Source organism: Streptomyces sp. NPDC023723 (genome assembly GCF_040639815.1).
Lineage (GTDB): Bacteria > Actinomycetota > Actinomycetes > Streptomycetales > Streptomycetaceae > Streptomyces.
On record NZ_JBFAAP010000001.1, the window covers coordinates 133,938 to 158,862 of the forward strand.

Annotated in this window: 16 protein-coding genes and 1 pseudogene; 5 read left to right on the plus strand and 12 right to left on the minus strand. The window is 74.8% G+C overall.

The features are described 5' to 3' along the window. Window positions 1-1,000, plus strand: a 1,000-nt coding sequence (locus tag AB0G32_RS00700) for an RICIN domain-containing protein (RefSeq protein ID WP_361156177.1), incomplete at its 5' end; no start/stop codon positions are given. A 10-nt stretch (window positions 1,001-1,010) separates the two neighbouring features. On the opposite strand, the gene AB0G32_RS00705 is transcribed toward AB0G32_RS00700, so the two are convergent. The 3 genes from AB0G32_RS00705 to AB0G32_RS00715 form a co-directional block, all read right to left on the minus strand. Beyond that, window positions 1,011-3,056 carry an ATP-binding protein gene (locus tag AB0G32_RS00705; protein WP_361156180.1) on the minus strand — a complete coding sequence of 682 codons (2,046 nt, stop codon included), beginning with the start codon at window positions 3,054-3,056 and terminating at the stop codon, window positions 1,011-1,013. Further along, on the minus strand, window positions 3,053-3,784 hold the full coding sequence (locus tag AB0G32_RS00710; protein WP_361156183.1) for a DUF4255 domain-containing protein: 732 nt from the start codon (window positions 3,782-3,784) through the stop codon (window positions 3,053-3,055). Before AB0G32_RS00710 ends, AB0G32_RS00705 begins: the two co-directional genes overlap by 4 nt. A 156-nt stretch (window positions 3,785-3,940) precedes the next feature. After that, window positions 3,941-4,606 carry a response regulator transcription factor gene (locus AB0G32_RS00715; protein ID WP_361156186.1) on the minus strand — a complete coding sequence of 222 codons (666 nt, stop codon included), beginning with the start codon at window positions 4,604-4,606 and terminating at the stop codon, window positions 3,941-3,943. A gap of 325 nt (window positions 4,607-4,931) precedes the next feature. Between AB0G32_RS00715 and AB0G32_RS00720 the strand changes: the two genes are divergently transcribed. Next, window positions 4,932-8,207: an AAA family ATPase gene (locus AB0G32_RS00720; RefSeq protein WP_361156189.1), complete on the plus strand. Its 3,276-nt coding sequence runs from the start codon at window positions 4,932-4,934 to the stop codon at window positions 8,205-8,207. 23 nt (window positions 8,208-8,230) lie between these two features. Here AB0G32_RS00720 and AB0G32_RS00725 read toward each other — a convergent pair whose 3' ends face one another. The 5 genes and pseudogenes from AB0G32_RS00725 to AB0G32_RS00745 all read right to left on the minus strand — a co-directional run bounded on the left by AB0G32_RS00725 (window position 8,231) and on the right by AB0G32_RS00745 (window position 18,364). Beyond that, window positions 8,231-13,477: a hypothetical protein gene (locus AB0G32_RS00725; RefSeq protein ID WP_361156192.1), complete on the minus strand. Its 5,247-nt coding sequence runs from the start codon at window positions 13,475-13,477 to the stop codon at window positions 8,231-8,233. An 85-nt stretch (window positions 13,478-13,562) separates the two neighbouring features. Next, window positions 13,563-14,516, minus strand: a pseudogene (locus AB0G32_RS00730) (aminoglycoside phosphotransferase family protein). Between the two features lie 92 nt (window positions 14,517-14,608). Next, complete coding sequence (locus AB0G32_RS00735) at window positions 14,609-16,063, minus strand: MFS transporter (protein WP_361156195.1); 1,455 nt, start codon at window positions 16,061-16,063, stop codon at window positions 14,609-14,611. A gap of 61 nt (window positions 16,064-16,124) precedes the next feature. After that, window positions 16,125-17,105, minus strand: coding sequence for a zinc-binding dehydrogenase (locus tag AB0G32_RS00740; RefSeq protein WP_361156197.1), 981 nt, complete (start codon window positions 17,103-17,105; stop codon window positions 16,125-16,127). Window positions 17,106-17,203: 98 nt separating this feature from the next. After that, window positions 17,204-18,364 carry an NAD(P)-binding protein gene (locus tag AB0G32_RS00745; RefSeq protein ID WP_361156200.1) on the minus strand — a complete coding sequence of 387 codons (1,161 nt, stop codon included), beginning with the start codon at window positions 18,362-18,364 and terminating at the stop codon, window positions 17,204-17,206. Between the two features lie 105 nt (window positions 18,365-18,469). Here AB0G32_RS00745 and AB0G32_RS00750 point away from each other — a divergent pair, with 105 nt between their 5' ends. Further along, complete coding sequence (locus AB0G32_RS00750) at window positions 18,470-19,132, plus strand: pentapeptide repeat-containing protein (protein WP_361156203.1); 663 nt, start codon at window positions 18,470-18,472, stop codon at window positions 19,130-19,132. A 10-nt stretch (window positions 19,133-19,142) separates the two neighbouring features. On the opposite strand, the gene AB0G32_RS00755 is transcribed toward AB0G32_RS00750, so the two are convergent. Then, window positions 19,143-20,309 (minus strand): MFS transporter, encoded by a 1,167-nt coding sequence (locus AB0G32_RS00755; RefSeq protein ID WP_361156206.1) that lies wholly within the window; start codon window positions 20,307-20,309, stop codon window positions 19,143-19,145. A 73-nt stretch (window positions 20,310-20,382) separates the two neighbouring features. On the opposite strand from AB0G32_RS00755, the gene AB0G32_RS00760 reads away from it, so the two are divergent. Further along, window positions 20,383-21,306, plus strand: a complete 924-nt coding sequence (locus tag AB0G32_RS00760; protein ID WP_361156209.1) for a helix-turn-helix domain-containing protein — start codon at window positions 20,383-20,385, stop codon at window positions 21,304-21,306. 53 nt (window positions 21,307-21,359) lie between these two features. Here the strand turns inward: AB0G32_RS00760 and AB0G32_RS00765 are convergent, their stop codons facing one another. Genes AB0G32_RS00765 through AB0G32_RS00775 form a run of 3 tightly spaced genes read right to left on the minus strand, consistent with a single transcriptional unit; the run spans window position 21,360 to window position 23,998 of the window. Next, window positions 21,360-21,857, minus strand: a complete 498-nt coding sequence (locus tag AB0G32_RS00765; protein WP_361156211.1) for a hypothetical protein — start codon at window positions 21,855-21,857, stop codon at window positions 21,360-21,362. A gap of 35 nt (window positions 21,858-21,892) precedes the next feature. After that, complete coding sequence (locus tag AB0G32_RS00770) at window positions 21,893-23,266, minus strand: M1 family metallopeptidase (RefSeq protein WP_361156214.1); 1,374 nt, start codon at window positions 23,264-23,266, stop codon at window positions 21,893-21,895. Between the two features lie 9 nt (window positions 23,267-23,275). Beyond that, a complete protein-coding gene (locus tag AB0G32_RS00775; RefSeq protein ID WP_361157118.1) occupies window positions 23,276-23,998 on the minus strand; it encodes a helix-turn-helix domain-containing protein in 723 nt (240 codons plus the stop codon). Window positions 23,999-24,226: 228 nt separating this feature from the next. Between AB0G32_RS00775 and AB0G32_RS00780 the strand changes: the two genes are divergently transcribed. Beyond that, on the plus strand, window positions 24,227-24,901 hold the full coding sequence (locus AB0G32_RS00780; RefSeq protein ID WP_361156216.1) for a DUF4097 family beta strand repeat-containing protein: 675 nt from the start codon (window positions 24,227-24,229) through the stop codon (window positions 24,899-24,901). Window positions 24,902-24,925: the final 24 nt, after the last annotated feature.

Below are 24,925 nucleotides of genomic sequence, written 5' to 3' on the forward strand. Positions count from 1 at the left end.
GTCGATCGCCGGCAGTGACCAGGGTGACCATCTCAACTACGAGTTGCATCCGGCGAGTGTGCAGATCGAGCCGGGGCGGGCGGTGTTCGTCAAGGGCACGCTGCGGCCCAAGCAGGTCACCTGGTTCGGTTCGAAGGAGGACCGGCCGTACTCGCTCGCTCTCCAGCGTTCCGGGGTCGAACCGCTCGCCGTGCCGGGTACGTTCGTGCAGCGCGGTTTCCTGCCCCGCTGGCTGGCCACCTTCCTGAGCATCTTCCTGGCGCTGGCGCTCGCGTTCGTGCTGATCTGGATCGCCTACAAGCCCCAGGTGCGCACCGCCGCCACCGAGCAGGTCGACGAGGCCGGCAGCGTACTGGCCCCCAGCCCGAGCGCCACCCAGGAACTGACCGCCCCCAGCGCGGCCGAGACCGAGGCCCAGCAGCCCGCCACCGAGGAGTCGGAGGACTCCGGCGAAGGCGGCGGCGGCGGGGGCGGCGCCTCGCCGACCGCCACCAAGAAGGCGGTGCAGGACGTCGTACCGGCCACGAACGTGATGCTGCACAACACCGCCACCGACCTGTGCGCCGACATCCTCGGCACGGGCAAGGGCCAGAAGGACGGCAGGGTGCAGCAGGAGAACTGCATCCCGGGCGACGCGGACAACCAGATGTGGAACCTGGAGGTGAAGTACCCCAAGGGCGGTCCCGGCGGGGCGAAGCTCTTCCAGATCCGCAACGTCAAGGACCAGTACTGCATGGACATGGGTGACCACGGGGCGCACCCGGTCGGCACCCCGGTCACCGAGGCCCCCTGCGACAGCACCACCGCCACCGACAACCAGATGTGGTGGGTCGACAAGCAGGAGAGCGGCGACTACTGGATCCGCAACTTCGCCAGCAACCAGCTGTGCCTTCAGGTGGACGGGCTGAAGCAGAAGGTGACCGACGTCAAGCTGACCATCCACAACTGCTCGAACGCCGACGACCAGGAGTGGAAGATCGTGCACCCGGATCAGGGCTGAGCCGGCCGAGTCACCAGGAACCCTCGCCGGGCACCAGGCGCCCCGCCTTGCGGTACTCGCGGCGGGCGCCGTCCAGCAGGTCGGCCGCCGTCACCGCGCTGCCGCGCCCGGCGGCCAGGTAGGCGGCGGTCACCACGGCGCTGCGGATCGAACCGCCCGCCAGCTCGAACTCCTTGGCCAGCGGCGCCACGTCGATGTTCTCGACGGTCGGCACGTGCTTCAGCCCGTGCCGCCACAGTGCCAGCCGCTGCTCGGGGTCCGGGAACGGGAAGTCGACCACCAGGTCGAGCCGGCGGGTGAACGCCTCGTCGATGTTGGCCCGCAGGTTGGTGGTGAGCAGCGCGATCCCGTCGAACGCCTCCAGGCGCTGGAGCAGATAGGCGCTCTCCATGTTGGCGTACTTGTCGTGCGCGTCCTTGACCTCGCCGCGCTTGCCGAACACCGCGTCGGCCTCGTCGAACAGCAGCACCGCGTCGGTGCGGTCGGCCTCGGAGAAGATCCGCTCCAGGTTCTTCTCGGTCTCACCGACGTACTTGTCGACGATCGAGGAGAGCTGGACGACGTAGAGGTCCAGGCCCAGATCGGCCGCGACGACCTCGGCGGAGAGCGTCTTGCCGGTGCCGGACTCGCCCGCGAACAGGCCGAGCACGCCGCGGCCGCGGCCGCCGCCGGCGCTCAGCCGCCAGTCGCCCAGCACCTGGTCGCGGTGGCGGGCGCGCAGCGCCAGTTCGCGCAGCTGGGTCAGGGGACCATCGGGCAGCACCAGGTCCCGCCAGTCCACGTCCGGGCGGATGCGCCGGGCGTGCCGTTCCAGGCCGGAGGCGGACTGCTGGCGGGCGGCCAGCCGCAGATGGCCCGCGGTGACCGGGGTGCCGTCGAAGGCGGCGAGGCCGCGCGCGGCCAGCGCGGCGCGCACCACGCGCTCCCCGCCGAGGTGGTACGGGGCGACGGTGGCCGCCAGGTCGAGCCCGGTGTCGGTGTCGCCGCCGAGCGCCGCCGCCCAGGTGTCCACCGCGCCCGAGCGCCGTCCGGGCGCCTCCAGGACCAGCGGGTCGTGCTCGCTCCACTGGGGGTCGTACGGGCCCTGCGAGGTGATCAGGACCGGTACGTCCGCGGCGCCGGTCAGGGCGCGGACGAGCGTCTCCGGCTTGTCCGGGAGCCCGGTCAGGACGACCGCCCGGCCGGTCAGCCGGACCTCGCGCAGCAGGTCGGGGACGCGTTCCTCGGGGCCGGTGAAGTGCAGGGCCGGCAGGCCGGCGGCGTGCAGCGCGGCGGTGACGCAGGCCAGCCCGTCGCCCTCGCGGCGCTCGCGGACGTAGACGGTCAGCGGAGCGGCGGCGAGCAGCGCGGCCAGCCGGCGCACGAACCGGGTGTCCGGGGCCTCCTCGCCGTCGCCGGCGCCATTGTCGTCGTATGCCGTGACCGGCGCCGACAGCGCCCGGATGTGCCCGGCGAGTGCCGCGTCCGGGGTGTCGTCGCCCAGCAGATGGGCCGCCAGCCGGTCGGGGACCCGCAGCGCGCGGCTGAGGAAGGGACGCTCGGGCTCCTCCACGACCAGCAGCCCGAGCGCGGTCAGCGGCGCCGAGGGGTGGAACCGGGCCCGGGCCGCCGCGTCGTGCACCGGCAGCCCGCACAGGTCCAGGGTGAGCGCCACGGTGGCCCGGCGGCGGCTCACGTCGTCGTTGAGGTAGCCGTACAGCGGCTCGAAGCCGCGGTCCAGGTCCGGGGCGAGGGCGACGAGCAGGACGGCGGTGTCCACGTCGGTCAGGCCCAGCCGGGCGGCCAGCGCGTCCAGCGGGTCCGAGGGGTTCGGGGGGCCGAGGGGCTCCAGCGGGTCGCCGGGCTCCAGCGGGTCGCCGGGCGCCGCCGGGGCGTGCGGGGCGGGGCCGTCGGAGCGGTGCAGCAGGTGCCGTACCGCGTCCTCGGAGAGGTACAGGCCGCGCAACGGGTCGTCGGCCGTGGGGTCGGTCGCCGCGCGGTGCTCGACCAGCGCGGCGACCCGCTCCCGCAGCCGGGCGAGCCGGGCCGGCAGGGCGGACGGGCTGGGGGACGTCATGACTGTTCGTCGTCCTGTTCGGCCGGTGGTTCCAGAATGTTCCCGGCCCGCCAAGCGCGTTTGGCCATCGCCACCTGCCGCGGCCGGTGGGCCCGTTCGTCCCGGACCCGTTCGGTACGGTCGGTCCAGTCGGTGTCCGCGCCGTCCGCCGCGCCGTCGTAGGCCCGGACCCGGACCGCCGCGCCCTCGGTGACCGGCGGTCCGGCGGGGAGCTCGCGGAAGGCCGGGAAGGGCGCGGTGATCACGACGTCCAGGGACGGCTTCAGCTCACCGCCGAGCGCGGACCAGATCTCCGCCAGGGAACGCGCCTCGGTGTGGTGCCCGGCCATCACCACGTGCACCGACAGGCCCAGCTCCTTGAGCGAGCCGGGCAAGAGGGCCGGCGGCACCCACTCGTTGGTCAGCAGCGTGGCCATCACCGCGGACAGCAGCCGGTGTTCGTCGCGCGGCTGCTTGGTCCAGGCGGTGACCAGATAGGCGAGCCGGAACCAGCGCACCGGCTGCCGGCGCTTGACGACGATGCCCTCCTCGTCGTGCACGGAGATCTGGCCGCGGGCCCGGCGGGAGAGTTCCTCGCGGATGTCGTACAGGTAGGCGTTGATGCCCGGCCCGTTGCGGCGGGCCGCCCAGTCGCGGGTCGGGGCGTCGAAGGAGACGTCGACACCCGAGCCGGCCAGCGTCCCGTTGTTGAGCAGGTCCTTGAGGACCTCGTCCACCTCGTGGATCACTGCCGTGCTCCCGCCTCACACCCGCTCGCCGTGCTGTTCCGCCCGCCGGTCACCGCGTTCGATGGTGCCCGGTGGGCCGTCCGCCCCGCACGCGCGGCGGGGACGGGGACCGGGCAGCGACGCTGCCCGGGAGTCCGCCTTCGATTGCCCGTTCGGTCAGATGTAGCCTTCCCTGAGGGCATAGGCCACGGCGTGCGCCCGGTTGCGCAGGTGCAGGCGCGTCGTCAGGCCGTGCATCACGTTCTTGACCGTGCGTTCGGAGTAGGACAACTTGCTGGCGATCTCCCCGGTGTCGAGTCCTTCGGCCACCAGCCGCAGGACGTCGACCTCGCGCGCCGCCAGACCCAGCGACGGCGAGCCGGGCCGGCCCGCCGCGCCCCGGTGCAGCGTGCCCACCTGGTTGATGAGCCGGCCGAGCAGATCCGAGGGCAGATCACCGTCGCCCCGGGAGGCGGCCAGCACTGCCTGTACGAGCCGGTGGTCGGTGGCCTCCCGGCGCCAGACGATGGCCCCGACGCCGCACTCGATGACGTCGAGCAGCTCGTTCTCGCGGATCGTGCCCACCACGAGCACGGCGCGGGCGCCCTCGCTGCGCACCAGCCGGCGCAGCCGGGTCAGCCCGGCCTCGTCCAGGGCGTCCTCGATCAGCAGGGCGACCGTGCCGGGGCCGGTGGCCTCGCGCAGCTCGATCTCCGGGTGCCGGCGCAGCTGGCTGATCGCGCCCTCGCGGCTGATCGGGTCCGGGGCGGTGACCGACACGGGTGTCCTGCGCCCGGGGCCGGCCGCGCGGCCGGTGTCTGTGGTCCGGGGTGAGTTGAGCAACCGTTTCCCCCAAGTTCACGTGTCCGCGCGTCCGGTGAGGGGCGGAGGCGGATGAGCTTGTTCCACACTTCTGGGACTGCCGTGACACCCGCAATCGTGGAGCACCACGAGGTACACCACGAGACCAGTGCGAAAACTCCCGGCGAGGCCGCGGAATCCGGCCGTCGCCGCAGGTCAGACGGTGCCTGGAGGCGCTTTCGCGTCCTCCGGGCCGCCGGGTGGGCGCCGTGGTGAGCCTCGCCACAGCCACGCCACCGCCACGCAACCCCGTCCGCCCCACCCCGTCCTACAGGCCGAGGCGCACCGTCCACCCCGGGAGGCAGCCATGACCGGACCGCTGTGCGAACGCGACGACACACACGCGCTGCTCGCGGCCGAGACCGAGCGCGTCCGCGCCGGCACCGGTCGCCTCGTGCTGCTGCGCGGCGCCACCGGCACCGGCCGCACCGCCGTCCTGGAGGCCGCCGCCGAGCACGCCGCGGCCCGTGGACTGAAGGTGCTGCGAGTGCACTGTTCCCCGCAGGACAGCGACGTACCCTTCTCGGCGGTCCGCGAATGCCTGAGCCGGGTACCGCGGTTCGCGCACCAGGGCCCGGACTCCGTTCTCGGTGACGGCGGCGACGACCGGGACACCGCCGTCCGGCTGTGGCGGTGCCTGTGCGCCTACGCCGCCGACTCCCCGGTGATGGTCACCGTCGACGACGTCCACCTGGCCGACTCCGCCTCCCGCCGCTGGCTGGTCGAGGCGGCCCGCCGGGTCGGCCGGTTACCGGTCCTGCTGGTCGCCACCGAGCGCAGCCAGTACGACGTGGCGCCCGGGCCCCCCGGACTCACCCACGCGCTGCCCCCCTCCCTGGTCACCGTCCACACCCTGGCCCCGCTCGGCCACGCCGCCGCGGCGGCGCTGGCGCGTGCCGCGTTCCCGGCGGCCGGCCCCGACTGGACGGCGCAGTGCGTACGCGCCGGCGCGGGCAGCCCGCTGCTGCTGCGCGCCCTGCTGGACGACCTGGGCGCGGCGCTGCCCGGGCCGCCGGCGGCGGCGCCGGGCGACGGGGGCGGCGTCGGCATGGGCGATGCCGGTGGGTGCGGTGCCGGTGGGGGCCGGGGCCCGCGACTCCCGCAACCCGTCCCGGAGACCTGCGCCGCGCTGTACCCGGGCGCCTACCCGGCCGCCGTCTCCTGGTGGCTGGAGAACGCCGGACCGGCCACCGCCGAGGTGGCCCGCGCACTGGCCGCGCTGGAACAGGCGTGGACGGCTCCGACCCGGACCCGGACCACCGCGGGCCCCGCCGCCTCTCCGGGCCTGGGCATCGGTGCGGGCCCGGGCATCGGTGCGGGTCGCACCGCCCCGGACGCCGGCGCGGGCCGCACCGCCCCGACCCAGGCGTTTGACGCGACCGGCGGGCCGTTGGCCGCCGCCCTGCCGGCCGAGGCGACCGGTACCGAGCCGGCCCCGGCGCCGGACGCGGCCGGCGGTCCGCTGGACGCGGCGCTGCTCGCGGAGGCGACCGGCGCGGCTCCGGCCTGGGCGCTGGACGCGGCTGGCGGCCCGTTGGACTCCGCCGGTGGCCCGCTGGACGCCGCGCTGCTAGCGGAGGCGACCGGCGCGGCTCCGGCCTGGGCGCTGGACGCGGCCGGTGGCCCGTTGGACTCCGCCGGCGGTCCGCTGGACGCGGCGCTGCTCGCGGAGGCGACCGGTACCGACCCGGCCCGGGTCGAGGGCTGGCTGACCGCGATGACCCGGCTCGGCCTGCTGCGCCCCGACCCGGCCGGCCGCCCCCGCTACGCCCACCCCCTGCTGCGCGACGCCGTGCTCACCGGCTGGCCCACCGCCCGGCGGGAGCGCGCCCACCGCGTCGCCGCCGAGGCGCTGCTGCGCCGCGGCGGCCGGGTCGAGGCGGTCGCCCGGCACCTGGCGCGCACCCCGGCCGTCGGCCTGCCCTGGGCGCTGCGGGTGCTGCGCGACGCGGTGACCGCCGCCGTCGACGAGGCCCGCCCCGCGGACGCCGTCGCCTATCTGCGCCGTGCCCTGGCCGAACCGGTCCCCGACGACCTCAGACAGCGCATGCTGACCCAGCTCGGCTCCCTGGAGTACGCCGCCGCCGACACCCCCGCCGCCATCGCCCGCCTCGGCGAGGCCCTGCACCTGCCGGCCGCGCCCCGCGACCGGGTCCGTACCGCCATCGCCCTGGGCACCGCCCTGGCCGGCCGCGGCGAGGTCCGTACCGCGATCGGCGTACTGCGCCGCACCGAGGGCCACCTGCGCCAGGAACCCGGCCTGGCCCGCACCGCCCGGACCGCCGCCGCGCTGCTCTCCGACCACGACCAGGGCCAGCGGCAGGAGGCGTACCGGCGGCTGGCCGAGGCCGCCGACCGCGCCCCGGAGACGGTCGGCACCGCCGGGCGGGCCCTGCTGGTCCGGTTCGAGGCGTCGGCCGGGACGCTGTCCGCGCAGGCGGCGATGAAGCGGGTGCGGGCGCTGCTCGCCGAGCCCGGCGACCCGCTGGCCGAGCCGTTCCTGCTGGGCACCGCCGCCGCGCTCGCCCAGTGGGCCGACGAACTCGACGAGGCCGAACGGCTGGTGGAACGCGGCCTGGCCGGCCAGCACCCGACGCTGCTGCACCCGATGCGGCACGCGCTGCTCAACACCCGCGCCGACGTCGCCGCCGCCCGCGGCGACCACCCGGCGCTCCTCGCCCACCTCGACGACGCCACCGTCCGGCGCACGCCGTGGGCCCGCAGCGCCCCCTTCAACACCGACGCCCACGCCCTGCTGGCGCTGGTGCACACCGGCCGGCTGGACGAGGCCCGGCGCTTCGCCGGCGGCTTCGACCTGCGGCAGGCCCCGGACTCCTGGGAACTGAACCGGTTCCTGTACGCGCGCGGCGCGCTGCGGGCCGCCGTCGGCGACCACGCGGGCGCGCTGCACGACTTCCTGGAGTGCGGCCGCCGGCAGGCCGCCCGCGAGGTGCTCAGCCCCGTCGTCACCCCGTGGCGCACGGCGGTCGCCGAATGCCGGCTCGCGCTCGGCGGCCGCACCCGCGAGGCACTCGACCTGGCGGCCGAGGAACTGCGCCTCGCCCGGGTGTGGAACACCCCCCGCACGGTGGGCCGGGCGCTGCGCGTGCTGGGCACCGCGACCGGCGGCCGGCACGGCCTGGACCTGACCGAGCAGGCGGTACGGGTGCTGCGGGACGCGCCGGTCGACACCGACATGGAGCTGATCGAGGCGCTGCTCGCCCGGGGCCGCCAGCTGATCGCGGCCGGCGAACGGGCCCGCGCCCGGGTCTGTCTGCGCGAGGCCGCCGAACGCGCCGAGGACAAGGGCGCGCTGCGGCTGCGCGGGCTGGCCCGGGACGCGCTGCGCGACGGCGGCGCCCGCCGGCCCGGCACCGACCGCACCGGCAGCGACGCGCTGACCGGCAGCGAGCGCCGGATAGCGGAACTGGCGGCGGACGGCCGGACCAACGCCGAGATAGCCGACCTGCTGCACCTGGCCCGGCGCACCGTGGAGACCCACCTCACCAGCACCTACCGCAAGTTGCGGATACGGCGCCGGATGGAACTGCGGGCGGTGCTGGGGCCGGCGGCGCGGGACTGAACCGGCGCCGGGCGCCTCCCCGGTCAGGCCAGGGCCCGGCCCTTGCCCTTGACGCCCTTCCTCCTGACGTCGTTCTCCGCCGGTCCCCGCAGTTCCGAACCGAACCCGTTGTCCGGGCCGATCATCCGCTCGACCTCCGGCGCCGGCATCCGGATCACCACCGGCATGGGCAGCGTCATGTCCCGGGCGGCCTTCTTGACCCGGTGCGTGCCCCGGTCGGTGACCTCGGCCACCACCCGCAGGTCCACCGTGAACTGCACCAGCGTCGAACGCGCCTTGGGCTTGAGCACCGGCAGCGAACCGGAACCGCTCGCCGACATGTCGGCCGACCCGTCGGTGCTGTCGTAGTTGAGCGTGCCCTGGTTGATCCGGGCCTCCGGGCTGACCAGGGTCGGGCCGAGCACCCCCCGCAGCGTCGACGACTGGTCGCCGGCGTGCTGCTCGTCGGACTGGGTGTGCCGCATCTCCCCGGGCCCGCTCGGCGCGATGCTCTCGAAGGTGAACTCCTCCTTGGCGTCACTGGTGCCCAGTACCCGTCCGGCCCGCAGCCGCGCGTGCACCCAGGCCCGCAGATCCTGCCCCTGCGCCCCGCTGGCGTGCACCGGCGGCAGCTCCGCGCCGGAGGCGGCGAGCAGCGGCAGCGCCGAGGCCAGCCACTCGGTGGAGACCGCTTCCTGAAGGGTGTACGCGGCGTTCTGCCCCTTGTCCCGGTACCGGTCGCCGCCGCCGGCCGCCTTGACCGCGTTGAGCACCAGCTGCCGGGCCTGCGGCGCCCCCTTGAACCCGTTGACCTGCGCGGCCAGCGGCAGCCGGACGCCGCGCGCGTGCCAGCTCTCCTGCGCGGTGTCCACCGAGTCGTCCCGCTCCAGCACGAAGCTGACCCGTTCGACCTTGCGCATCGCCTCCAGATCGGCGGCCGGGGCGCGGAACTCCATCTCGTGGTAGCCCAGCGGCGCCGTGGTCAGCGGCGCCGCCGCCCCGGCCGGGAAGATCTCCAGCTTGGCGTCGATCGGCAGCACCATCTTCACCATCCGGCTGGACCCGTGGCCGACCACCTTCATCCCGGCCTGCGAGCGGGACGACGTACCGTCGCGCCGCTGGCCGGCCGAGGCGACGCCGGGGCCGGTGGCCGGACCGACGCTGCGCACCGGCCCGGCGCCGTCCTCGGGCTTGGCCGAACCGGCGAAGACGCCCTCCGCGGCGTACCCCTTGCTCTCCTCGTGCGCGTCCGAGTCCTGGGCGACGGCGGAGCTGATGTGCTCCATGTCCCGTCCGTCCCCGGCCAGTCCGGCGGACCGGCCGTCGCCCTTGCGGTGCACCGAGAACACCGCCCAGTACGGCGTCTTGCGGCCGTTGTACAGCGGCACGGTGACCCCGCCGTCCATGGCGCTGGACATCAGCCCGGCGGCGCCGTCCCGGCCCAGCACCTGGGCCAGCCGCAGCACGTTGTCGAAGGGGTCCTTCAGCAGCTGGGTGGGCAGCAGTTCCTCGGCGAGGTCCTGGTCGATCCGGGACAGTCTGCCGCGCACGTCGTCCAGCAGCGGCAGGAAGTCCGGCACGTTGCCGAACATGCCGAGGCCGAGCGGCAGGTCCCGGGCGAGGGTGTGATCGGTGGGCGGGGTGAAGCCGGACGCCCGCGCCCCGGCGTCCCCGGAGCTCTCCCCGGCCCGCTGCTTGCCGGTCCGCTTCAGCCTGGCCCCCGTGCCGCCGGTGCCGTCCTTGTCGCCCCCGGCGGAGCCGGCCGGCAGCTTCAGTTCCGCCCGGGCGGACGCCGGCAGTTCGATGCCGGCCGTGCGCAACTGCTGGGCCGTCATCCACACCAGCGCCTCACCGGGCAGCGTCCGCCCGGCCGAGGAGACGTAGGGACCGCCGAACGTCACCTTCACCTCGGCCACCATGTTGACCAGCAGGTCGGCCCGGACCAGGTACAGCTGCTGGTCGCGGGAGGTGTGGGAGTTGCGCTCGATGGTGCCGGACACCGTCCGGGCGCCGCTGTCGCCCTGGCTGGTGGTGCGGGAGCCGGAGACGCCCTGCGCCAGCCGCCAGTCGGTGCCCTGCTCCACGCCGGTCACCCCGCCCTGGTACATCGTGGACGTGCCCTTGCCCTGCTGCCCGGTGGCCTGGTGACCGCCCATGACGAACGTCTCGGTGCCCGCGCCCTTGCCCTCGTGCACCACCTTGGCGTTGGCCAGCCCCAGCCGGGTGCCCACCGCGCCCTGGAGGTCGGCCAGCCGCCGGGCGTGATGCAGGTCCTGGACCACCCACCCGGAGGACACGGCCTGGCGCAGCGCCGCGCTGATCGAGTTCGCGCTGAACCGGTCCTCGATGGTGCGCCGGGGCGCCAGGCCCTCCGCCGCCAGGGCGGTGTCCTTGCGGTCCGTCTTCGCCCCGCTCGCGTCCCGGGTCTTCTCGTTGCGGGCGGCGGCCTTGGCCAGCAGGTCGAAGGCGAGGTCGCGGACGGCGGCGCCGTCGCCGACGCTCTCCACCAGCGTCCACTCCTTAACCCCGCCCCCGCCGGCCGGCTCCGGGGCCAGCCGGACCAGGTCGCCGATGCCGCCGGCCGTCAGGTCCCGGTGCACCGGCGCCGGCCGCTCGCCCGCGCCGGCCGCGTCGAACGCCTGCTTCTGCTCGTCGTCCATGGTGAACGCCCGGGGCGTGTACAGCCGTACGTCCTGCTGGTCCAGGGAGAACCCGGGCAGTTCCTCGGTGTCGGGGTCGTCCCGGCCGAAGGAGCCGAATGAGGTGGCCCGGCCGTACTTGTTCTGGAGAGTCGCCGTCCTGATCCGCACCGACAGGGTCAGCGGCGCGGTGAAGGCGCTGGCCGCCTCGGTCTTCTCGTTGCCGTTGGTGAGGACGTCGGTGCGGGTGACGGGGCCGGCCTGGTTGCGCCGGGAGCTGATGTGCTGCTTGTCGCGGCGGGCCCCGAGGGTCAGTACGGCGGGGACCACCCGGAGCTGGCCGACCAGTGAGTAGCCGATCGTCCGGGAACTGCTGCGGCCGCTCAGCCCGCTGCCGCTCACCCCGGAGTGCGAGCGCACCAGCCAGTCGTCGATGTCACCGTCGTAGGAGGTCTTCCCGACCGAGCCGGTGACCTGCACCTCCACGTCGTAGTCGTGCAGGGTGCCCTTGCGGCGCATCGGCACCCGGATGCCGGAGGACAGCAACTGCTCCTTGTTGGCCGACAGGTTCTCCTGGGACAGCTTCTCGACCAGGTCCCGGTAGTTCTGCCGCTGGAGTTCGGCCTCCTCCTTGGTCGCGTACGCCGCCTTCTTGTCGTCGCCGAAGGCCGGCAGATAGCCCTTGAGCCGGCCCTCGGCGAACTCGCTCTGCAGCCTGGTCAGCAGCGGCCCGGTGTCCAGGCCGGTGAGGACCACGTTGGCGCCGGCCGCGCCGTGCACGAGGTGCCGCTCGGCCCGCGCCTCCTCCTCGGTCTGCCCCTCTTCGGGGGCGTAGTCGAGGAGTTCCTCCTCCTCCGGGACGGTCGTCAGGGCGGCCTTGCCCTTCCCCTTGCCCCGCGCCTGCTCGGCGGCCTTCCTCTTCGCGGCCTGCTTCGCGTCCCTCGGGAACGGCTTCTTGACCTCGACGTCGGGCGGCAGTTCCAGCCCGAGGGCGGCGGCCTCGTCGGCCCGCAGGGTCAGCCACATGTACATCTTGTGGGTGGCGACCCGGCTCTTCTTGGCGAGGATCATGTCGGCGGTGCGGGTGCCGGTGCCCTCGGCGGTCAGGTTCACCGCCGCCAGGTAGAGCACCTTCTGGCCCTTGATCTCCGCGCCCCGCCGGGTGGCGGCGGTCTGCTCGTGTCCGCTGAAGTGCTGTTTTCGCAGCCCGGCCAGGAGCATCGCGGTGGTGCGCAGCACAGCCACCTGGCCGGTCGGGCCGAGCCCCAGGGCGGGGCCGACACCGCCGGACAGGTTCCGGCCCTTGCTCTGGTTGGAGGTGGCCGAGTCCTGGGTGTGGTCGAAGGCGCGCAGCGCGGTCTTGCCGCCCGCCCAGGCGGGGGCCAGCTGGGTGATCTCGGCCCGCATCCGGTACGCGCCGGTGGTGTGCGGGTCCTTGGAGGGCATGTCCTCGCTGAACACGCCGTCCCCCAGCATCCGCGGCAGGTCCTCGGCGACGGTGGCCGGGGCGGTCGCGGAGTACAGCGCCGCCCGGCCCGGGCTGCCGGGCGCGGTGATCGCCGGGTGCAGCACCGAGGCGACCTTGTCGAACAGCCCGCCGCCGCCCTCGTGCGACTCGGCGGGGTCCACCGCGGCGACCGCCGCCAGCGAGTCGGCGGCCTTCACCCGCCCGGCGGCCCGGGTGCCGAGCGCCTTCGGCCGCGGGTTCGGCGCGGCGCCCGGCGGCACCAGCTGCTCGGTCGGCACCTTCTGGTCCAGTTCGCCGTCGCAGCGGTCGTACGTCGGCCCGTCGCCGTCGTGCGCCGCGACCCGCACCGCGAACCGCACCAGCCGCGGTACGTGCACGGACCCGCTGTCGCTCCGCAGCACCCGGCCCTTGGTGGTGGTCTTCAGCCGGCGGTACTCCTTGGACGACTGCCACAGCTGGGTGCCGCCGGACACGGCGAACCCGGCCCACAGCGGTCCGGCGGCCGGGAACAGCACGAACACCATGCCGCCGACGCCGGCGCTGCGGGAGTCGCCGGTGCCGCTGCCGGTGGCCCGGTTGGACAGCCGGTGGGCGTCCATCTTGGTGGCCTTGCCGAGATCCGCCCCGTCCGCCGGCAGCTCCGCGTGGATGGCCTGCTCATCGGGGTGCGGGCCGATGGAGACGGTGACGTCGTAGGACTTCTTGCTGCCCTTGACGCCCTCCACGGTGAACGAGCGGCCCGGCCCGAAGAACGAGTCCGGCCGCCCGGTCAGCTCCTTCACGATGGCGGCGACCGTGCCGCCCTCGTGACCGACCCGGTCCTTGATGACCTGGCGGACCGAGTCCTGCCCGGACCGCAGCAGGGTGGTGGACAGCCCCGGCGCCTCCAGGTTCAGCAGATAGGGCGGCAGCGTGACGGGCGTCAGCGCGGTGTCGGTCCCCCCACCGCCCCCACCCGAGACATCGGCCGTGTTCGCCACCGCCGTACTGCTGCTGCTACTGCTGCTCCCCGAGTGCAGGGCCTGCACGACGGCCGCGTTGCCCGCGCTGCGCTGGAGCGCGAGCAGCGAGCCCGGCCCGGGGCCGCCGCCGCCCGCCGGGCGCGGGCGTGGCGCCGGAGCCGCCGAAGGGGTCCGCTGCCGGGTGTCGGCCTGGTGGTCGTCCGCCGTCCGTTGTCCTCGCACGCGCGTCAGCGTATGAACGACGGAAGCGGCGCAGGGGGCCTGAACGGCGCCTGGAAAAGATCGTCGACGGACCCTCAGCCGACGTTCAACTACCGTGCATCCTGCCGCCCTTGACAGCGCCGGTACGCCGCAGCAGCCGGCCGGTCTCCAGCCGGGCACCGTCCGGCGGACGGCCGTCCTGGACGTCCCACAGGGTGCTCTCCAGCACCCGGCCCAGCGTCCAGGCCCGGGCCCGCTCCCGGTCCAGCCCGAGGACGTCGGCCAGCGCGTCGAACCGCCACCGGACCTCGCCGGGAGCGTAGCGGTTGACCAGCGCGGGCAGCAGCTCGAAGCCGGGGTCGCCGGCCAGCGGCTTGGGATCGATGGCCAGCCAGCGGGCCCGCTCGCCGGGTTCGCCGGGCTCGCCGCGTTCGCCGCGTTCGCCGCCGAGGACGTTCCCGAAGTGCAGATCCCAGTGCAGCAGCCGGTCGCCGGGCTCGTCCACGACCTCGCGTACGGCGGCGGCGCAGTCGCCGGCCAGCCGGCGCACCTCGGGATCGGGGATGCGGGCCAGGGCGGCGGGCGTCCGGTCCAGCAGGTCCCGGGCGAGATCGCCGAGCCGCCGCAGCCCGGCCGGCGCGGGTACGGCGGTGAGCCGGGCCAGCAGCCGGGCGACGACGCGGACGGCGGCCCGGGAGTCCGAGACGCCGGCCAGGGTCCGGGCCGCGTCCAGCCGCTCCAGCAACAGCGCGCCGCTGTCCGGATCGTGGTCGAGCAGCCGCACCGCCGCACCGCCGCCTCACACCCGCAGGGCGACCGGCTCCCCAGCGGTCTCCTCGTCCACCGGCTGCACCTTCAGCACGGCCGCCCGCCCGTCCCGCTCCCGCAGCACGGGCACCACGAGCGCGGCCGCGCCGTGCCGCACCGGCCCGTCCACCCGCAGCCCCCACCCCGCCAGCCGCCCGGCCACGATCGAGGGCACCGCGGCGACGAAGTCCCGCCCCGCGGCGCCGCGCCACCGCACCTGCGAGGCGACGAAAGCGGCCGGGACGGAGATCATGGCGGGAACGCTATCGAGACGCCGTCGAACCCGGAACGGAGAAAGTCCCCGACGCGCCGGCGCCAGGTGGACCCCGCTGCCGGACGTCGCCGTCACCCCACCCCCGCCGCCACCCCCCGCTTGGGGGCCCGCGCCGTCACCATCACCCCCGCGATCAGGCCCGCCAGCAGCATCACACCGGCCGCCACCCAGATGGCCACCGTGTAGCCGTGCACGATGCCCTCGCGCAGTACCGGTCCGCGCCGGGCGGGGTCGGTCAGGTGGGCCTTGACGTATGCCGTACTGCTGGTCGTGGCGATGGTGTTGAGCAGTGCCGTGCCGATCGAACCGCCCACCTGCTGCGAGGTGTTGACCGTCGCCGACGTCACCCCGGAGTCCCGCGCGGCGACCCCCGCCGTGGCGGTCGCGAACACCGGCATGAAGGTCAGGCCCATGCCGAGCCCCATCAGCACCAGGGCCGGCAGGATCTCGCTGACGTACTCCGAGTGCACGGTCATCCGGGTCAGGATCACCATGCCGGCCGCCGCCAGGATCATCCCCGGCACCATCAGCGCCCGCGGCGGCACGTGCTGGAGCAGCCGTGCCGAGATCTGCGTCGACCCGATGATGATCGCCACGGTCAGCGGCAGGAACGCCAGCCCGGTCCGCACCGGCGAGTAGCCGAGGATGACCTGGAGGTAGTACGTCATGAAGAGGAACAGGCCGAACATGCCGATGACCGCCAGCATCATCGTCAGGAAGCAGCCCGCGCGGTCCCGGTCCCGGACGATGTGCAGCGGCAGCAGCGGGCTCGGCGCCCGGGTCTGCCACAGCACGAAGGCCACCAGGAGTACGACGGCGGCGGCGAAGAACGCGAGCACCAGTGCGTCGGTCCAGCCCCGTGACTCGGCCTCGCTGAACCCGTAGACCAGGGCCACCAGGCCCCCGCAGCCCAGCACCACCCCGGGCACGTCGAGGCGGGCGCCGGGGTGGCCGGGCCGGTCGTGCAGGAGAACGAGCGCGCCGATCACGGCCACCGCGGCGATGGGGATGTTGACGTACAGGCACCAGCGCCAGTTCAGGTACTCGGTGAGCACCCCGCCGACGATGAAGCCGATCGCCGACCCGCTGCCGGCCAGCGCGCCGTAGATGCCGAACGCCTTGCCGCGCTCCTTGGGATCGGTGAACGTCGTCGTCAGCAGCGACAGGGCGGAGGGGGCCAGGACGGCGGCGAAGACCCCCTGGAGGGCGCGGGCCGCGAACAGCATCCCGGCGCCGCCCGCCGCGCCGCCGAGCGCGGAGGCCACCGCGAAGCCGACCAGGCCGATCAGGAAGCTCCGCTTGCGGCCGATGAGATCGGAGATCCGGCCGCCGAGCAGCAGCAGTCCGCCGAAGGCCAGGGTGTACGCGGTGATCACCCACTGCCGGTTGCCGTCCGAGATGCCCAGGTCGCGCTGGGCGGAGGGCAGCGCGATGTTCACGATGGTCGCGTCCAGGACGACCATCAGCTGGGCCAGCGCGATCACCACCAGGGCCCACCAGCGCCGGGGGTCGGTGTCCGAAGTCACTCGGACAGAACACCACGGATCGTCATGTTCCGCACCCACGGGGGCCGGGAGCGGTTCGGGGTCAGGGTTCCAGTACCACCTTTCCGATCGTCCGCCGGGTCTTCAGTGCCCGGTGCGCGGCGGCGGCCTCGGCCAGCGGGAACCGCTGGACGGCGGGCCGCAGCCGTCCCGCGGCGGCCTCGGCGAGGGCGCGCAGTTCGAGGGTGCGCAGCGGATCGGGGCCGCCGGTCCGGGCCAGCATCGCCGGGCCGAGGACCTGCTCGGACACCCCCTCCACGAGGTAGGGCCGGCCACCGCGGATGCCCGCCCCGGACCAGCCGAAGACCAGGTGCCGGCCGCCCGGCCCGAGCAGTGCGACCGCCGCGCGGGCCACGGCGCCGCCGACCCCGTCGAAGACCACCGTCGCGGCCCGGCCGCCGAGGTGCGAGCGGACCTGGTCCGGCCAGCCCGGCAGCCGGTAGTCCACGGCGAGGTCCGCGCCGTTCGCCGCCACCCGGGCGGTCTTCTCCGGGCCGCCCGCGAGGCCGATCACCGTGGCACCGCGGTGCTGCGCGTACTGCGTCAGCAGCGTGCCGATGCCGCCCGCGGCGGCCGGGATCACGGCCACCGAGTCCGGGCCGAGTACGGCGAACCGCGCGATCCCCAGCGCCGTACGGCCGGTGCCGATCATGGCGACGGCGGCGGCGAAGTCCAGTCCGGCCGGGATCTCGTGCAGGCGGCTCGCGGCCACCACGGTCAGCTCGGCGTAGCCGCCGGGCGCGAACCCGAGATGCGCGACGACCCGCTCGCCGAGCCGGCCGGCCGGCACCCCGTCCCCCACCGCGTCGATCACGCCCGCCACCTCGCGGCCGGGGACGGTGGGCAGTTCGGGCCGGGCGGGCGCCGGGCCCCGCTCGCCCTCGCGCAGGGCGGTGTCCAGCAGGTGGACGCCCGCGGCGCGGACGGCGATCCGGACCTGACCGGGACCGGGCACGGGGTCCGCGGTCTCCTCGTAGCGGAGGTGGTCGGCCGGACCGAAGGCGTGCAGACGGATGGCGTGCATGGCGGGGCCCCCTCGAAGGTGCGCTGGTCTGCCCGCCAGCCAACGGCCTCAAGCGCGCTTGAGGTCAAGCGCGCTCGAGATCGCCCGTGTTCCTGCGGTCAGACCCGCTTGGGCGCGAGCTCCCGTCGGCCCAGCGCCAGCGACACCGCCGTCAGCGCGCTGGTGAAGGACACCTCCGACAGCACTCCCGGCGCCGCGACCTGGTCGCCGGCCAGGTACACGCCGGTGCCCCGGTCGACGGCGGGCCGGTCCCGCCAGGTGCTGCCGGGCGGGTCGACGGCGCCGGTCCGGCCCTGTGCGACGGACTCCCGCCGCCAGGTGACCCGCTGCCGCCAGCCCGGGAACCCGAGGTCGAGCAGTTCCTCGGCGCGCGCCACCCCCGCCGCCCGCGACTCCCGCGGCCCGATCGGGAACTGCCCCTGGATCAGCTGCTCGCCGGCCGGTGCCAGCGTCCGGTCCTGGGCGGTGAACCGCTCGATCCACCCCGGCGCGTCCAGGTCGGACACCGCGAACGCGTCCCCGCGCCGGGTCCGCACCGCCAGGTCGACCAGCGCGGTGCGCCCGCTCGGCCAGGTCAGCGCCGGGTCCTTCAGCAGCCGGCGGGCGGCGTCCAGCGAGGTGGCGACGACGACCGGCTGGTCGACCGGCAGCGCGTCGACCCGGGAGCAGGTCTCCACCCGCACCCCGAGGTCCCAGGCGCGGGCCGCCATCCGGTCGATCAGCGCGGACCAGCCGCCGCGCGGATAGTGCGCCTCGGGCGGCAGCCGGGCGGCCCGCCGCAGCCGTTCGTGCACGAACGCGGCGGACAGCGAGCCCGGATCGTGGTGGAAGAGCGCGACCGCGCAGTAGTGCGCGGCGGCCCGCGCCCCCTCCGCCCCCGCCACCCCGCCGGCCCAGGTCAGGAAGTCCACGTCCACGGGTGCCGGACCCGCGCCCCGGCGCGACAGCCGCAGCAGGGCGAACGGCGGGGTACGGCGCAGCGCGCCCCGGTGCCGGAACCGCAGCCGGGCGCCCGCCGACGGCGGGACGGGCGCGAGCGGGCCGATGAGGTCGCGCTCGCGCAGCCAGCTCCAGTGCGGGCCGCCGTTGTAGAGGGCGTGCGGGCCCTCGTTGGTCCGGTACGGCCCCTCGGCGGTGCGGGCCCGGCCGCCGAGGGCGTGATGGGCCTCGTACAAGGTGACCCGGGCGCCCGCCTCGGCGGCGGCGACCGCGGCGGTCAGGCCGGCGAAACCGCCGCCGACGACGGTGATGCGGTGCATGCGGTACTCCCTCCTCGTCCTTCCGGTTTCCCTTCCCCCTCTACGACGTCCGGGGCGCCCGCGCTGTGACAGGGCGTTGTCAGTGGCGGGGTGCAGCATGGGGGCATGACGGCTACGAAGGTGAAGGCGGCCCGGCGCCCGGAGCTGCGGCTGCCGCCGCTGACGGCGTACGCCGGCGGGGGACTGGCACCGGACGGGGACTACGACGGACTGGACGTCCGGGACGCCGACCTGACCGGGCAGGACGGCGCGGGCGCCCGTTTCATGGACTGCGCGCTGACCGGCTGCGCGCTGACGGAGACGTCCCTGCGCAACGCCCGGCTGCTCGACTCGGTCCTCACCGGCGTACGCGGGGTGGGCACCGATCTGTCCGGGGCCACCCTGCGCGACGTGGAGCTGCTCGACGCGCGGCTCGGCGGCACGCAGTTGTCCGGGGCGGTGCTGGAGCGGGTGGTGATCCGCGGCGGCAAGATCGACTTCCTGAATCTGCGCCAGGCCCGGCTCAAGGACGTCGTCTTCGAGAGCTGCGTGCTGGTCGAGCCCGACTTCGGCGGCGCCCGGCTGGAGCGGGTGGAGTTCGTGGACTGCGCGCTGCGGGAGGCGGACTTCAGCGCCGCCGTCCTGGCCGACGTCGACCTGCGCGGCGCGGCGCCGCTGGAGATCGCCCGGGGCGTGGACCGGCTGGCCGGCGCGGTGATCAGCCCGGGGCAGTTGCTGGACCTGGCCCCGGTGCTGGCGGCGGCGCTGGGGCTGCGGGTGGTGGCGTGAGCGGATGAGATCAGTCGGCGGCGGCCGGGACGGCGGCCGCGCCCCGTTCCGGCCGCCCGCCCAGCACCGCGAGGGCCAGCGTCACGGTGACCGACCCGGCCGCCATCAGGGTGATCGCCGTGGCCGGGGAGGTCAGCTGGGCCACCGTGCCCGCGAGCACGGCGCCGATCCCCTGCATGGCCGCCATGCCGGTGCCGTGCAGGCCGAGGGCCTGGCCCGCGAGGTCGTCGGGGGTGTGGGACATCAGGCGTTCCTGGAGGACCAGGCTCGCGGCGAAGCCGACGGAGGCGACGGTGACCGCCGCGGCCGACAGCGCCACGCCCGGCCGCAGGAAGAAGCACAGATAGGGCGCCGCCAGCAGCAGCCGCAACGGCGTCGCGAGCCGGCCCACCGCCAGATCACCCGCGAACATGCCCAGCGCCCCGCACGCGTACAGCGTGCCGGCGGCCTCGGGAGCGTAGGGGACGTAGAGCGAATCGCCGCCCACCACCAGGCCGTTGGGCACCCACAGCCCCAGGTAGGCCAGGCGGCGCGGAGGCGAGGACCACAGCAGGGCGTTGGTGCGCCAGGTCGCCGCGACGGACGGCCGCCCCTTGGCGCGGGCCGGCCGGCCGGTCAGCCCCAGCCGGGTGACGACGGCCGCCAGCAGGTACAGCGCCGCCGCGAGCAGCAGACAGCGCCGCGGGGACAGCAGTGCCAGCAGCGCGCCGCCGGCCGCGAACCCGGCCAGCTGCGTCAGACCCCAGAGCATGTTGTACACGGACCGCCCGAGGACGTACCCGTCCTTGGGCAGGATCTCGTTCAGCAGCCCGCCCCGCACCCCACCGCCCAGCGCGGCGACCAGCCCCTGGAGCAGCACCACCACGAACACCGCCCCGACCGGCAGCCCGGGCAGCGCCAGCACCGCCGTACCGGCCGCGAAGGCCAGCGACAGTCCGGTCAGCACCGCACGCGGCGGCAGCCGATCCGCCCCCGACAGCAGAACCGCGCCCCCGAGCAGTTGCGCGAGCTGCGGCCCGAACGTACTCACCGCCGACAGGAACGGCGACCCGGTGGCCCGGAACACCAGCGTGCCCAGCGCCAGCCCGCCGATGGTCTGCGCGGCGGCGGAGGCGGCGAAGGAGAGCAGGAACGGGGTGAACTCCGGGGTCCGGACGAGGGAGCGGTAGCTGCGCATGCGCGGAAGTATCGGAGCGGCCCCGGAGCCGTGTTGAGTGTTTCGCCGACACGCGAAAGGTCGTGAGCGTCGTATGGGGTTGTGGCAGATCGACACCGACATCCTCGCCCGCAGCCGGTTCGTGCTCTCGCCGTTCGCCGAGACCTTCGCGAGCCTGAAGCTGCTGTACGCGGCCACCGGTGCGCATCCGGGCGAGGCCGCCTGGCTGCGCGCGCACCTGCCCGGGTACCGGGCCCGCCTCGCGGCCGACCCGGTGACCGGGCCGCTGGTGCGGGCGGCGCTCGGCACGAACTGGATCGCCGACTTCTGCTGCCCCACCTCGTGCGTCGGGGAGCGCTTCGAGCAGACCGTGGCCCGGGTGCGGGCCGCCGCACCCGAGACGGCCCGGGCCGACCTCCGGGTGTCCCTCGGCGGCCCGCTGCCCGCCGTACTGGACCGGGACGACCTGCCCGAGCGGGCGACCGCGCTGCTCACCTGGGTCTGGGAGGAGACCGTACGGCCGTACTGGGAGCGCCGGCGCAGGGTCCTGGAGGCGGACGTGGTCGCGCGGACCGCGCGGGTCAGCCAGGGCGGCTGGGCGGCCGTACTGGACTCGCTGCGGCCGGGGACGACCAGATGGCTGGGGGAGAGCCGGTTCCAGGTCAACCTGAACGCGTATCCGCCGCGGCAGATCGCGGCCGGCGCCGACCTGCTGTTCATGCCGGTCACCCCGCGGACCGGGTGGGTGTCGTGGGAGGGCCGGGAACGGTACGCCGTCGTCTACGCCTGCCTGGGCGTGCTCGCCGAGGACCACGAACGGCGCCCCGTCCCGACCGGCCTCGCGGCGCTCGTCGGGACCGCGCGGGCCGGACTGCTGACGCTGCTCGGCACCCCGATGAACACGACCCAACTGGTCGCCGTGACCGGGCAGGCGCTGGGTTCGGTGGGCCGGCACCTGCGCGTGCTGCTCGACGCGGGGCTGGTGGAGCGGTGGCGGGCCGGCCGGTCGGTGCTGTAGGTCCGGACGGCGGCCGGTGAGGTGCTGATGAAGGCGGCGGGGAGCGACAGGCGCTAGACGCGGGGGAACTTGGCCTGGAGTGTCCAGATCGCCGGATTGTCCCCCAGGTCCTCGTGCAGGTCGGTCAGGTCGGCCAGCAGGTCGTGCAGGAAGTCGCGGGCCTCCCGGCGCAGGGCGGTGTGGGAGAAGGAGAGCGGGGGTTCGTCGGCGGGCAGCCACTCCGCGTCGATGTCCACCCAGCCGAACCGGCGCTCGAACAGCAGCCGGTCGGTGGACTCGGTGAAGTCCAGCTCCGCGCGCTGCGGCCGGGCCGCCCGGGAGCCCGCCGGGTCCCGGTCGAGCCGTTCCACGATGTCGCACAGCGCCCAGGCGAAGTCCAGCACCGGCACCCATCCCCAGGCGGTGGAGAGCTCCCGGTCGGCCTTGGTGTCGGCGAGGTACACGTCCCCGCAGAACAGGTCGTGCCGCAGCGCCCGCACGTCCGCCCGCCGGTAGTCGGTCTGCGGCGGGTCGGGGAAGCGGTTGGAGAGGGCGTAGCCGATGTCGAGCACGGGGTCGATGGTGTCATGCGGGGGCGGCGCGCCGGTCAGGGCCGGTCCGGCTGCCCGTCCCCGCGCAGCCAGTCCTCCCACACCGCCGTGAAGTCCTCGTCCGGCAGCCGTTTCTCCACGTACGCGGTGAAGTCGTCGGTGTCCGCGGTGCCGTGCCGGTGCGCCGCCGCCCAGCCGCGCAGCAGGGCGCGGAAGGCGGTGTCGCCGGCCTGCTGCCGGATCTTGTGCAGGACCATCGCGCCGCGCTGGTACACCGGCGCGGCGGAGATGTGCGCCGCGTCCGGCGGATCGGCGGGCGGGAACGCCCACACCACGTCCTGCCCGTAGGTGGCTTCGAAGATCTCCTGGGCGCCGGCGCCGCCGTGGTCCTCCTGCCAGAGCCATTCCGCGTACGTCGCGAAGCCCTCGTTCAGCCACATGTCCCGCCAGGTCTTCGGCGTGACGGAGTCGCCGTACCACTGGTGGGCGAGTTCGTGCACGAGCAGCACGATGTCGGGGGCGCCGGGGAAGACCGGCCGGTTCTGGGTCTCCAGCGCGTAGCCGATGTCGGACGGCCGGTCGACGATCGCCCCGACGGAGGAGAACGGATACCGGCCGAAGAGACCCTCGGCCCAGTCGACGACCTCGGGAATCCGCTTCAGCACGGCCGCGCTCGCCGCCGCCTGGGTCGGGTCGACGGCCGTGTACACCGGGAGCCCGTCCCGGGTACGGGAGCGGTCCGTGCGCCAGTCGCCGATGGCCACCGTGGCGAGGTAACTGGCCATCGGCTCGGCGGTGCGCCAGAGGTAGGTGGTGCGCCCGGCCGGGGCGGTCCGCTCGCCGGCCGGCTCGCCGTTGGAGACGGCGCGCAGTCCCTTCGGCACGGTGACCGCGACGGCGTAGGTCGCCTTGTCACCGGGGTGGTGGTTGCCCGGGAACCAGGCCATCGACCCCACCGGCTGGCCCAGCGCCAGCGCGCCGTCGGCGGTGCGCAGCCAGCCCTCCCGCGAACCGTCGGGGTCGGTGATCGTCTCGGGTGCGCCGCCGTAGCGCACGGTCACCCGGAACCTGTCGCCCCGGTCGAGGCCGTCCGGCGGCCGGACGGTCAGTTCCTGTCCGGCGCGGTGGTACCGGGCGTCCCGGCCGTCGACCGTGACGTCGTCGACGCGCATGCCCTTCAGGTCGAGGTCGAACGCCGGCAGGTCCTCGGTGGCCCGCGCGGTGAGCGTCGCCGTACCGGTGAGGCGGTGGCCGTCGGGCTCGTAGGACAGGTCGAGGTCGTAGTGCGTGACGTCGTAGCCGTCGTTGCCCGCCTTCGGGAAGTACGGGTCGCCGGCCCCGGAACCGCCGGGCCCGCCGCGCACCCCGCCGCACGCGGTGAGTCCCAGGACGGCGGCGGTGACCACGACGAGCGGGCGGGGGGTGCGCACGCCGCGATCCTACGATCGGGACGGACTCCTGGTGTGGAGCACCTCGCGGCCCTGTTCCGCGGCGCGGGTGATGCTCTCGCCGACGAAGTCGAGGAAGCGGGCGATGTTCTCCAGGCGGTCCGCGGCCGGGGTGCCGGGGCCGAGGACGCCGACGCCCTGTCGTGAGACGTCGATGACCTGGACCAGCGACCGGGCGCTGGCGACCATCGCCTGGTACCAGATGTCGTCGTCGACGACGTACCGGTCGCGGCGCCGCTCGTCGCGCTCCCGGCGGACCAGCCCCTGGCTCTCCAGGAACGTGATCGCCTTCGAGATCGACGCCGGGCTGACGTCGAGCCGCTGGACCAGCTCGGCCGCGGTGAGGCTGCCGGTGTCGGTCATGTAGAGGGCGGCCTGCACCCGGGCCATCATCTTGGGCGTGCCCGCCTGCATGAGGACGGTGGTGAACATCTCCTCGTACTCGCGCACCGCCTCGGCGTCGCGTCCGTGCGGCTGCGGGGACACCGCCGGTCCCTGGGCCGCGGTCTGCCGGCGCCGCTGGGTGCGGCGCTCGGTGGCGCGGTGGGCGAGGTCGGCGCGGTAGGCGGTGGGGCCGCCGTTGCGCGTCACCTCGCGGGTGACGGTCGAGGTCGGCCGGTCGAGCCGCCGGGCGATCTCGGCGTAGGCGAGCCCGTCGGCCAGCCCCAGCGCGATCTGCTGACGTTCCTGCTGAGTGAGCCTGCCGCCCGGCATCGGGGTCTCCTTCATGGTCCGTGGTGCTCCCACCATAGCGTTCGATTCATTCCATTGCAACGAACGCGGGAGTCGTCGTTGCGTTAGATCCCTTTCCATTGCAATGATTTAACTGCGCTGACCTGCTAGGAATCCATCTACGTGCAACAAGGACGTTGCCAGAACATCGAACGCAACGTAGCTTTTCCAATGTCGGAAACAAGGAACGCATGCGCCGAGGAGCACCCCATGCAGAAGTTCGCCACCCCCGCCCCCGTCTCCGCCGTCCTGGACATCCCCGCCGGGCGCGTCCGGTTCATCGCCGCCGACCGGGCCGACACCACGGTCGAGGTGCGGCCGGCCGACGCCTCGAAGGGCCGCGACGTGAAGGCGGCGGAGCAGATCACCGTCGAGTACGGCGACGACGGCGTCCTGCGCATCGCGGCCGCCCCGGCGAAGAACCGGATCCTCGGCCCCTCCGGCGCCGTGGAGGTGACCGTCCAGCTCCCCGCCGGCTCGCACGTCGCGGCGAAGGCGGCCGCCGCCGAGTTCCGGGGCGTCGGACGGCTCGGCGACGTCACGATCAAGGGCGCGCAGGGCCCGGTCAAGCTCGACGAGACCGCGACCGCCCGCCTCACCGCCCTCGACGGCGACATCACGGTCGGCCGGCTGGGCGGCTCCGCCGAGATCAGCACCCAGCGCGGCGATGTCCAGGTCACCGAGGCACTGGGCGGCACGGTCACCCTGCGCACCGGGGCCGGCGGCATCTCGGTCGGCGCCGCCCGCGGGGTGTCCGCCGCGCTGGACGCCGGCACCGGCCACGGCCGGATCCACAACGCGCTCCAGAACACCGCCGGCGCCACCGCCGGCCTCAGCATCCACGCCACCACCGGCTACGGCGACATCACCGCCCGCAGCCTGTAAATCCACCACGTACTCAGGGGGGAC